Origin of the sequence: Aeromonas dhakensis, assembly GCF_002285935.1 — a bacterium.
Classification (GTDB): domain Bacteria; phylum Pseudomonadota; class Gammaproteobacteria; order Enterobacterales; family Aeromonadaceae; genus Aeromonas; species Aeromonas dhakensis.
The window spans coordinates 598,757-610,177 of the sequence record NZ_CP023141.1 but is presented as its reverse complement, the minus strand read 5'-3'; the positions used below and the strand labels follow the sequence as shown (position 1 = coordinate 610,177).

Annotated in this window: 10 protein-coding genes; all 10 read left to right on the top strand. The window is 42.5% G+C overall.

Annotation, left to right across the window (positions count from 1 at the left end):
* Window positions 1–20 precede the first annotated feature (20 nt).
* The 10 genes from CK627_RS03110 to CK627_RS03065 all read left to right on the top strand — a co-directional run bounded on the left by CK627_RS03110 (window position 21) and on the right by CK627_RS03065 (window position 11,408).
* Entirely contained in the window at window positions 21–965 is a 945-nt protein-coding gene (locus CK627_RS03110) for a glycosyltransferase family 2 protein (protein ID WP_167385252.1), read from the top strand.
* Window positions 966–1,001: 36 nt separating this feature from the next.
* On the top strand, window positions 1,002–2,102 hold the full coding sequence (locus tag CK627_RS03105) for a glycosyltransferase family 8 protein (protein ID WP_095591649.1): 1,101 nt from the start codon (window positions 1,002–1,004) through the stop codon (window positions 2,100–2,102).
* 1,302 nt (window positions 2,103–3,404) lie between these two features.
* Window positions 3,405–4,451: a glycosyltransferase gene (locus CK627_RS03100; RefSeq protein WP_226009258.1), complete on the top strand. Its 1,047-nt coding sequence runs from the start codon at window positions 3,405–3,407 to the stop codon at window positions 4,449–4,451.
* Between the two features lie 33 nt (window positions 4,452–4,484).
* Window positions 4,485–5,789 carry a nucleotide sugar dehydrogenase gene (locus CK627_RS03095; RefSeq protein WP_043170568.1) on the top strand — a complete coding sequence of 435 codons (1,305 nt, stop codon included), beginning with the start codon at window positions 4,485–4,487 and terminating at the stop codon, window positions 5,787–5,789.
* A 23-nt stretch (window positions 5,790–5,812) separates the two neighbouring features.
* Window positions 5,813–6,646: a glycosyltransferase family 2 protein gene (locus CK627_RS03090; protein ID WP_095591648.1), complete on the top strand. Its 834-nt coding sequence runs from the start codon at window positions 5,813–5,815 to the stop codon at window positions 6,644–6,646.
* 41 nt (window positions 6,647–6,687) lie between these two features.
* Window positions 6,688–7,461, top strand: coding sequence for a glucose-1-phosphate cytidylyltransferase (gene rfbF / locus CK627_RS03085; RefSeq protein ID WP_005306697.1), 774 nt, complete (start codon window positions 6,688–6,690; stop codon window positions 7,459–7,461).
* Window positions 7,422–8,525, top strand: a complete 1,104-nt coding sequence (rfbG, locus tag CK627_RS03080; protein WP_174704169.1) for a CDP-glucose 4,6-dehydratase — start codon at window positions 7,422–7,424, stop codon at window positions 8,523–8,525. The genes rfbF and rfbG overlap by 40 nt, the downstream gene beginning before the upstream one ends.
* The gene (locus tag CK627_RS03075; RefSeq protein ID WP_080760857.1) at window positions 8,522–9,085 is read left to right on the top strand and encodes a dTDP-4-dehydrorhamnose 3,5-epimerase family protein; all 564 of its coding nucleotides are present in this window, start codon (window positions 8,522–8,524) and stop codon (window positions 9,083–9,085) included. Before rfbG ends, CK627_RS03075 begins: the two co-directional genes overlap by 4 nt.
* Window positions 9,082–10,305: a methyltransferase C-terminal domain-containing protein gene (locus tag CK627_RS03070; protein WP_095591647.1), complete on the top strand. Its 1,224-nt coding sequence runs from the start codon at window positions 9,082–9,084 to the stop codon at window positions 10,303–10,305. The genes CK627_RS03075 and CK627_RS03070 overlap by 4 nt, the downstream gene beginning before the upstream one ends.
* Window positions 10,302–11,408: a DegT/DnrJ/EryC1/StrS family aminotransferase gene (locus CK627_RS03065; RefSeq protein WP_005306686.1), complete on the top strand. Its 1,107-nt coding sequence runs from the start codon at window positions 10,302–10,304 to the stop codon at window positions 11,406–11,408. The genes CK627_RS03070 and CK627_RS03065 overlap by 4 nt, the downstream gene beginning before the upstream one ends.
* Window positions 11,409–11,421 lie beyond the last annotated feature (13 nt).

Sequence of the window (11,421 nt, the reverse complement as noted above, 5' to 3'; positions counted from 1 at the left end):
ATTTTCCCTTGGATTTCCCTATGAAAGTCAGCGTATTGGTGCCCGTCTACAATCTGGCGCGCTTCATCGAACCCTGCCTGCTCAGCCTGCTCGAGCAGCAGACGGATTTCGAGTTCGAGGTGATCGCCATCGATGACGGCTCGAGTGATGACTCCTGGTCCATCATGCAGCGGCTGGCAAGGCAGTGGCCGAGATTGCGTATCTTGCAAAACAAAAAAAACATAGGGGTGTGCCTGACCATACGTGCTTTGCTGGAACAAGCTCGGGGAATGTACATGGTTTATGTCGATGGAGATGATTTGGCTCTTCCCGGCAAGCTGCAGGCGCTGACCAATCATCTGGATAGGCATCCCGATTGTGGTTTCGTTTATCACGAGGCTGAAGTATTTGATAGCGACTCAAATCGTACCACCTCGCTATTCAGCAGGAATTATTACAACGCGAAATATATCCCTGAGCGAGCGGGTCCGGAACACCTAGTCCAGTACGGACTCTTTTTCAATACCAGTTCCTGTGCTTTCCGTCGGCATGAAAGAATGTTGGATGCAGTGAATCTTGATTGCCATGTAGTGAACGATTACTCCTGGCATATTCTCAATTCATTTTATTTGGGAGGAAGAATAGACCGTATTTCACAGGTGTATGGGCGTTATAGAGTCCATAGCGACAGCATTTGTGGAACTATTCGTGCTTCAGATGAACGTCGTAAGCTTGCCTTGCAAGATATGTTGTCCGCGTGTGACTTGGCACTTGAGGCAGGAATGGATGAGCTGTTGGTGAAAAAGGGGAAAAGCCATCTTTTGTTTTCCACTGCACTGTATTTTTTACGCGCCAGAAACTGGGCGTTGTTTGATTCGCTCATCACGGACTCTGTTCAGTCTCAGTGGTTCTTTGATGAGCGTCATGAATTTGCATGGCAGCATAGGAATGAACCGGAACGGGTGTTTAATAAAGTTTTTGGCTAATTTGACATTGTTTCAATAGCTGAGTTAGGTAATGATATGAGAAAAATAATTCATTCTGCTTTCTGTATTGATGATTCTTTTGCTGTTCACCTAGCGGCCCTAATACATAGTTTAGGGAAACACCTCAGTCATGACCTTCAACTACAATGTCATGTTCTAGCCAGGCTGAGTGAGACAAATAAATTTAAGCTATCAAAGCTAGAGTCAGAAAACTTAGTTATTAAGTTTTATGATAATCTACCAGATTATAAAGATATTCCCATCAGTAACCTCTATAATAATAGGTTGAATGAAGTCACCTATTATAGATTTGCGATCCCACATATTTTGAAAAGCATTGATAAAGTTTTATTTATCGATTCCGACATGATTGCTCTGGGAGATATCAGCCCGCTTTGGTCGATAGATATGGGGGATGCAATCGTTGCCGTTGTATCTGATCACATATTGGGATGTGATAAGAAAAAACAACTGACGCGAGGAATATCCTCAGGAAAGTATTTCAACGCAGGCTTTATGCTAATGAATCTCGATAAATGGAGAGACAAAAATATCAGTGAACAAGCATTGCGCTTACTGATTGAGAATAATGGCTTTGAGCATAATGATCAGGATGCATTAAATATTGTTTTAGAAAACAAGACGGTTTATATCGATAACAAATGGAATGCCCAGCCCAATCATCTTGCGCAGAATAATTCTCTACCCATTTTGGTACACTTCTGCGGTCAGGAGAAACCTTGGCATATATATTCTAATCATCCCTTTAAAGGTAGTTATTTGGTGAGTCGCAGAGAGACTGATTATGCTAATGAACCGTTGCAGTCATACCTTGATGATCATGACATTGAAATATTGTCTAGGTTAAGGCTTTCATTCCCTGATGGAGCACGTATAGGTGTTTGGGGAGCTGGGCAAAGAGGGCGTAGGTTGTGTCATGAAATATTAACAAATATGACATCATATTCTATTGAATGCCTTGTCGACAAGGTTGTAGTTGGCGATTTTATGGGGATAGAAATAAGAGCGTGTCTTGTCGATATAAGTTCAATTGATGTAGTGATAGTAGCATCACTTCCGCATCGTGAAGAAATAATAGAAGAAATTAAATCGAAGTTTGGAATTATGTATATATGAGGGCTTGTCCAATGGCGGTCAATAAATTAATATTTATCGTTGAGTGTCAAATTGAGCTAATATGACAGTCGTCATTACCTTTGTTTTATTAAGAGTTATTAATTCTCGAAGGAGTTTCAGTGACATATCGTTCAATCCGTTATCTAAGTTTAGGGGAGAGATTCCCTCAGCTATAAACTAGTTTTTGCATGAAGAACGTTTATAATTAGTTGTTATTTTTACTTACCAGTACTCATCTCATGTGGGCCTTGGTGGATCAGAGTGAGAGTAATGAAGGCAGCACCTTTCTATTAGTGTATTACTTTTCTTACGCTCCGCTTCTGTCAGTGCAAGAGGCATATCAACAGTGGGTAAGATCTGCTAGAGCGGTGAGATGGTTGGAGTTATCTGGTTTTAATTATTGGTCATCATAGCCGGAGGTTACTTTGAGGAATCTGAAATAGATATTAAAAATGAGTCTGCAAGACTATGGGATAATACCTGATTTGTTAGGCTTGGATAGGTGATATTATTATCTACTCTACATTGCTACAATAATCTTTATGATAGCTGCCACATGTCGTTCATGGTCACCGAAGGCACTACTTATAGAGACTCTGCTATTGATCAGCTGGGACTATTAGAATCTCAGTTGCATGTAATGAAAAACTTCATTAATTAATTGCTTCGATGATGGCGTATACCAGGCTCTAGAAGTAACAGCACAAGCAGCAAGGCCGGCGATATTAATTAACGCATATCCAGGTGAGGTCCGACAGCTCACCTCATTATTAATACCAATAGTTATCAAGGCCCATGATGAAGGAAAATTAAAAATTCACCAGCATGAGGAGGAGACGAGAGTAGCAGACAACGGTTTCTCAAATCATTGTAACTCATGATAAAACAGGTGAATATTTGATGGTTGTAATAACGCCAAGATCTGCCATATGCTACTGTAAAAAGAAGAAAAATCAAGCTATTATCTACACCATCTCAGTAAAGCATGCTCAATATTTACCACGTTGTTCATCATATATATAAGCAAGTTTATGGGACGTTTTTAAGAGCACGGTAAGCTTGTTGTTGTGATCCCACTTCGCTTATCGTTTTCTCATGATAAATGTCGGATTCCCTTATATTTTATAAGACAGTCAACCAAGGATTCAGGGATGTAGCGATTATCTATTCTAGATAAAGCTTTATTTTTTGTTTGAAAACTTTAGAGGTGTTATGTTAAATATATGCGTAATTGCTTGCGTTAATCTAAAGACAAAAGGTCTAATTGGTGTAAGAAAAAAAATTTACGCGCAGAGCATTCATATGTCAAAGAATAACGTAAGCATTTCTCTATTGTGTATGGATGGCTCGGACATTATCTTGACTAATTTTGTTGATGGGAGAGAAACAGGGCGAGAAACGCTTTATCGTCATACCCCATATGGGGATGAAATTTTTTTCGAGAAGGTTGTGTATTTAATAAGAAAAGGAAAAATAAACGCTGACAGATGGTATATACGATACTGTGTTCTTAATGATCACTCATTGGCATTGCTTTCAAAAGTTGCAGCCGAAAAAGCTACTGTTTATTTTGAGATCCCAACATACCCATACAATGGTGAGCTGACAGATGAACAATTAGTAGTTGATGTTGAAAATCAAAAGATGATAACACCTTATGTTGCGGGTGTATTTTCTCCTTCATGTGAAGATGGAGATGTTTTTCTTGGGAGAAAAATAATAAAAACAGGAAATGGCGTCCAATTTCTTGATTTTAACAAAAGCCCAGTAAGAAAAAAAATTGATAAAGAGTTTAATCTTATTGGCGTAGCCTTTCTAGCTTTCTGGCATGGCTATGACAGAATAATTAAGTCACTCAAAGATTTTAAAATTAAAGTGCCAGATGTGCGATGTCGTTATTATGTTGTTGGTGAAGGACCAGAAAAAAATGAATTAATCAGAATTGCTGAGAAATATGATGTTATGGACATGGTTGAATTTTGCGGTTCTGTAGATGGTGATGATTTAATTGAGCTTTATAACAAAGCTCATTGTGGTGTTGCATGCTTAGGGTTGCACCGGCGACAAGGAAGAAATATTAAAACAGAGCCGCTAAAGGTCAGGGAGTTTATGGCTGCTGGACTACCATTTATTCTAAGTTATCAAGATAGCATTGATTTCTCAAATCTCCCAGGTGTTTATCGTGTAAGTGATGATGATGCTGACGTCGATTTGGTTAATATATTTAATCAATGTAAATCCTTTTATATATCAGATGCAGAACATATATTACGAGATTTTGCAAAAAACAACTTCGACTGGGGGGTTTTCATGAAGAATCAAGTTGATCGGATTGTTAATAACCAATAGAGATCTTGACCAATTATTTTTGGGTGGTTGGAAATGAAATATTCACTGTTGAAAAAAATTTACGATCGAGATGCTATCGTTGCTATTATTGGTCTTGGGTATGTAGGTTTGCCACTGGCGCTTTGTTTCTGTAATAAAGGTTTTAAAGTGATCGGATTTGATGTTGATCATGAGAAAACTGACATGCTTAAAAATGGGTTTAGCTATATTTCTCATATAAAAAGCTCAGAGGTAGTAGCCGCCGTTTCTGATGGCCTAAGCATATCTAACGACATCAGCGATACTCGTATTGCTGATGTCGTTATAATTTGTGTTCCTACGCCATTAAATAAACATAGAGAACCTGATATATCTTTTGTCATTAATGCGATTGATGGAGTAAAACCTTATCTGCACAGCGGCCAGTTAATATCTTTGGAGTCAACAACATACCCAGGTACTACGGAGGAAGAGCTACAGCCAAGAATAGAGTCGAAGGGGCTAACAATAGGGGAGGATATTTTTTTAGTGTTCTCTCCAGAACGGGAAGACCCTGCCAATCCATTTTATACTACCTCTACGATTCCTAAGGTGTGTGGGGGAATAACAATACATTGCTTAGACGTTGGTGTTGCCCTCTATCAGTCGATAATAGAAACAGTAGTCCCTGTATCAAGTACCCGTGTAGCAGAGATGACAAAACTATTAGAAAATATTCACCGAGCGGTCAATATCGGTTTGGTTAATGAGATGAAAATAGTTTCAGATAAAATGGGTATTGATATATTTGAGGTGGTTAAAGCTGCGGCAACCAAGCCGTTTGGCTATGCTGCATACTACCCTGGCCCTGGTTTGGGAGGGCACTGTATACCTGTAGATCCATTTTATCTTTCATGGAAGTCAAAGGAGTATGGGATACATACAAGATTTATTGAATTAGCTGGGGAAGTGAATGCCGCAATGCCCGATTGGGTTATTAGTAAAATTGTATTTGCATTGAATGAAAAATTTAAGTCCATTAAGGGTAGTAAAATTTTAGTATTGGGCGTTTCTTACAAAAAAAATGTAGATGATATAAGAGAGAGTCCGTCAATCCACCTAATGGATAAGCTATCTCGTCTGGGGGCTTTAATATCATATAGTGATCCTTATGTGCCGAAAATTGAGAATGTTAGTGAGTATCAAATGGCTATGAGTAGTATAAGTTTATCGGCTGAATCCATATCAGGCTATGATTGTGTTTTGGTTGCCACTGACCATGATGATTTTAATTATGATATGATAAAAATGTGCTCTCAATTAATCGTTGACACCAGAGGTCGTTTTATTGAAGATGGTGATTTGGTTATACGAGCATAAATATAAAAGATAAGTGGGGCTTTATGTTTAAAGGGAGCGTAAGTGTTGGTCTACCAATTTTCAATGAGTATGAGTATATTGAGGAAACTATACAATCTCTTAAGCGACAGTCATGGAAAGATGTTTGCTTTTTGATATCTGATAATTGTTCAGATGATGGCACATTTGAGTTATGTCAGCAACTAGTTGCTGGTGATGCTCGTTTTAAATTATATAGGCAGGAAAAAAACATTGGTGCAATAGCTAACTTTGAGTTTCTTTTTAGAGAGGCGAATACAGAATTTTTTATGTGGCTTGGTGGGCATGATTATATATCAGATGGGTATATTGAGCGTGCAGTCCTTATGCTGATGGATCATGATGAGTTAAGCATGGTTTGTGGTGTACCATGTGCTGTTCGTGATGATGACGAAGTTGATGTAATGAGTGAGGCTATCTATCGTTTCAGCCCCAAAAGAATTGGTCGATATCTAGAGTCGGTAAGGTATATCAATAATTGTACTTTTTTTCATTCTGTCTTTAGAAGTAATAACCTTGTTAATTTCGAATTTAGAAAAAAAACTGGAGCTGATAATGTTATTATTAGTCACCTTCTATGGTTTGGTAATGTCCATTTCATGGAGAATGAATTCTACTATCGGCGTTATTTTGAGCATAGGACTGAAACTCAATCAAAAAGAATATCTGGAAATGATGAGTATCTAAGCAAATATGATTATATTTGCTATTATCTTGATGATTTCGCCACGCTTTACCATGGAGATGAACGGATGAAATCTTATGTTGAGAATGAAATAATACATGCACTCCAGAAAAATCTTGGTGTACAAGCTTTAATGCCAAATGATTTAATCTAACCAAGTTGTAATTTAAATCATCTCATTATAGGTGGCATTTTATGAAAGCAATCATTCTTGCCGGTGGGTTAGGAACTCGAATCAGTGAGGAGTCACATCTTCGCCCAAAACCCATGATTGATATTGGTGGAAAGCCTCTCCTTTGGCATATTATGAAAATATATTCACATTATGGTGTTAATGATTTCATTATATGCCTTGGCTACAAAGGCTATGTTATAAAAGAATATTTTGCCAATTACTTCTTACATATGTCTGATGTCACCTTTGATATGCAGAATAATCGCATGGAGGTGCACCATAACCACGTAGAGCCCTGGCGCGTTACTCTAGTCGATACAGGTGAAGAGACTCTTACCGGTGGAAGGTTACGACGTGTGGCTGAATACGTAAAAGACGAATCGGCTTTTTGTTTTACCTATGGTGATGGGCTTAGTGATGTTGATATCGGTCAACTAATCGATTTTCACCAACGTCACGGCAAGATGGCGACCGTGACAGCCGTTTCCCCTCCTGGACGTTATGGTGCTCTGACACGAGCGGGTGACGTGGTGACAGGTTTTTCTGAAAAACCGCGTGGTGATGGGGGGTTGATTAACGGTGGTTTTTTTGTGCTTTCTCCAGAGATATTTCAGTTATTGGATGGTGACCAGTGCAGTTGGGAAGGACAGCCACTGGTGACGTTGGCCAATATGGGGCAGTTGATGGCATTTGAGCATCAAGGTTTTTGGCAACCAATGGATACGTTACGGGAAAAGAATCAACTGGAGGAGTTATGGGCCAGTCACAAGGCCGCTTGGAAGGTTTGGGTATGACACGGGGTGTTGATGCATCCTTCTGGAAGGGGAAGCGGGTGCTCGTTACCGGTCATACCGGATTCAAAGGTAGTTGGCTGACTATATGGTTACATCGTCTTGGGGCTGAAGTGACGGGAATTAGCCTCGCGCCCCATTCAACACCAAATTTATTTGAAGCTGCCGAGGTAGCGAAGATTTGTCGGCACCATATCTGTGATGTCTGTGCCCCGGGACATTTCGGGCCTCTGATTTTGGAGTCACAGCCTGAAGTAGTATTCCATTTGGCTGCGCAATCTTTGGTACGCGAAGGATATGCCGAACCTGCTCGAACATTCGAAATCAATCTGATGGGCTCCGTGTATCTGTTAGACGCGCTTCGGTCGTCAGATTCGGTCAAGAGTGTTGTCATGGTGACCACGGATAAAGTCTATTCCAACTTGGAATCCAACTGGCCTTATCGTGAGAGTGACCGTCTGGGGGGGCATGATCCTTACAGTGCGAGTAAAGCGGCTAGCGAGCTGGTAATCACCAGCTATCGTGATGCGTTCCTGGCTGCACGAGGCGTTGCGGTTGCAACTGCTCGGGCTGGTAATGTCATCGGTGGGGGCGATTGGTCCGCAGATCGCTTGATACCAGATGCAGTGCGGGCCTGGCAAGTCGGTCAGACGTTAGCTATCCGAAGACCCGAGGCGGTTCGTCCATGGCAGCATGTCTTAGAACCTGTTGCGGCCTATATGGTCTTGGCACAACGTCTATATCACGAGCCACGGTTGGCCGGGGCTTATAACTTTGGTCCAGACAGCCGGGATGCGGCAAGTGTGGCGCAGGTGGTTAATTTGGCTGCGCTCAGTTTTGGTCTATGCCAAGAGGCTTGGCGCTTGGTGGGAGATCCTGGACCTCATGAGACTGGTTGGTTAGCACTGGAAACTGCCAAAGCGCGTCATGCGCTGAATATTTTGCCTCGCTGGTCATTGTCGCAAGCTATTGAGCAGACTATGTGTTGGTATCGTGATTGGTATCAGGGAGCGGACGCTCGAGAGTTGTGTGAGCAACAAATTAGAGCCTATGAGGCTCAGCTATGAGCCGTTTTACCCTATTGTCCGAACCTTTGCCTGGCGCCAGATTGTTACAGCGTGAAGTGCGTGGTGACTCACGCGGTACTTTGAGCCGACTGTTCTGTGCCGAAGAGCTGGCAATGTTGGGGTGGAAATCATGTATTGCTCAGGTCAATCTGACATACACGTCGCGCTGTGGCACGATTCGAGGACTGCATTATCAACATCCGCCGTATGCCGAGAAAAAGCTGGTGACTTGTATTCAGGGACGTATCTGGGATGTGATCGTCGACATTCGAGCGGATTCTCCGACCTTTCTACAGTGGTACGCTGAGGAGCTCTCTGATGATAACCACCGTTCTTTGTTGATTCCAGAAGGGTTTGCTCACGGCTTTCAGACGCTGAGTGACGAAGTTGAAATTCTCTATTGTCATTCGGCGGTTCATGTTCCTGCCGCGGAAGGTGGACTCTGTCCACTGGATCCACGACTTCAGATTTCATGGCCGCTGCCGATAACGGAAATATCCGTACGTGATCACCAGCATCCTGCATTAAACGACAATTTTCAGGGAATAGTAATTCAATGAGATGCCGACACTGCGATGCACCGTTGGTTCATCGTTTTCTCGATCTGGGCTTTGCTCCGCCCTCTAATGCATATTTGTCTTCTGATGATCTCTCTCGGCCCGAGGTGACGTTCCCATTACGTTTGCGAGTGTGTGACCAGTGTTGGTTGGTACAAACTGAGGATTTTGCCTCGGCAGATCAAATTTTTCATGCCGATTACGCATATTTTTCAAGTACTTCGAGCAGCTGGTTGGCTCATGCCGCTCTGTATTGCACGCGTATGCTCGATGAGTTATCTCTGACGCCCAAGAGTCATGTTGTTGAGATTGCTGCCAACGATGGTTATTTGCTTAAGAATTTTGTAGTAGCAGGTATACCTTGTCTCGGGGTTGAGCCTACCGCTGGCACTGCTGCCGTCGCAGAATCGCTGGGTATCCCTATCATCCGGGAGTTTTTCTCTGCCGAATTAGCCGAAAAGATGTGTAAACATGGTCAAGGTGCAGATTTGCTGATCGGCAACAATGTTCTAGCCCATGTTCCCAATATCAATGACTTCTGCCGTGGTTTGAAGCGATTGCTAAATTCTGGTGGAACCTTGACGCTGGAGTTTCCGCATTTGCTGCAACTATTGTTGCAGGTGCAGTTCGATACAATTTATCACGAGCATTTTTCGTATCTGTCATTGCGAACGGTGCGGCAGATTTTGGCTTCGGTTGGCTTGCTCGTGTTCCATGTCGAGTCTTTAGCGACCCATGGAGGAAGCTTACGCATTTTCGCCTGTCATGCTGATGAACAACGAGCCATTACTACGGCTGTTTCTGAGTGTTTGCGGCAGGAAGCCGTGGCTGGATTGTATCAGTTGGAGATTTATCAGACATTTCAAGCTCGGGCGGACTGTATCAAAAACGCTCTGCTTTCTTTCTTATTGGCGCAGCAAAAGTCTGGAAAAACTGTGGCTGCCTACGGTGCTGCGGCTAAAGGTAATACCTTGTTGAACTATGCGGGTGTTCGTCCTGATCTCATGCCCTATGTTTGCGATGCCGCTAGATCGAAACAAGGGCGCTTCTTACCTGGCAGTCATATTCCAATTATGTCTCCGGATGTGCTGATGGCTAATCCACCAGATTGTGTCCTGATTTTGCCTTGGAATTTGGCGGATGAAATCTGCCGCCAGCTGGCGCCACTGCGTTCTGCAGGTACTCGTTTTGTCGTCGCTGTCCCGAGTTTGGAGATTTTATGAGTGAGCGAATTTTATATACTAAGCCTTCTATCACCTCGTTGGAAATTAGTTACGCCACAGATGCGGCTGCCAATGGCTGGGGGGAGCGCTGTTACGAGTATATTGATCGTTTTGAGCGACTGTTCCGTGAATATTTGGGGGTTAAATATGCTATCGCTACCTCAAGTTGTACCGGGGCCTTACATATGGGGATGGCCGCGTTGGGTATCGGTGCTGGCGATGAGGTGATATTAGCGGATAGTAACTGGATTGCCAGTGTCACACCAGTGGTTCATCTGGGTGCGACACCTGTTTTCGTAGACATATTACCTGATTCTTGGTGTCTGGATCCTGAGTTAGTAGAGGCGGCGATCACTCCACGTACCAAAGCCATTCTTGCTGTACATCTATATGGCAATCTCTGCCACATGAGGCAATTGTTAGCCATTGGTGAGCGCTATGGCATTCCGGTGATTGAAGACGCCGCGGAGGCGATAGGTTCTGTGTTCCACGGACAACGCGCAGGCTCCATGGGACGTTTCGGTGCTTTCTCGTTTCATGGGACAAAAACCCTGACAACGGGTGAGGGCGGAATGTTCGTCACAAACGATGCTGAACTTTACGAACGTGTACTGACTCTGAGTAATCATGGCCGGGTTCGTGGACAGACTCGTCAGTTCTGGCCTGAGACTGTGGGTTATAAATACAAAATGTCGAACATTCAAGCAGCGATCGGTTGCGGTCAGATGGAACGGATTGAAGAGTTAGTTGCTCGCAAGCGACAGATATTGAATTATTATCGGGATGCTTTGTTGTCTTATTCTGGTCTAAGCATGAATCCAGAGCCAGATAATGGAGTTAATGGAGCTTGGATGCCAACGTTGGTATTTGGCTTATGTACAAATATTACGAGAGTTGATATTGAACATTTATTTCAATCGAAAGGCGTAGATGCCAGACCATTTTTTTGGCCGTTGAGTTCAACGCCACCATTTGCATCAAAAAATTCCACACCCAGATCATATTGCATTTCGACACGCGCAATTAATTTGCCGTCATATCATGATATGAGTGAGCAAAGCATTGATACAGTAGTTGGTATAGTAAAAAAAATTATGAGTTGAGATTGTGGAGCAA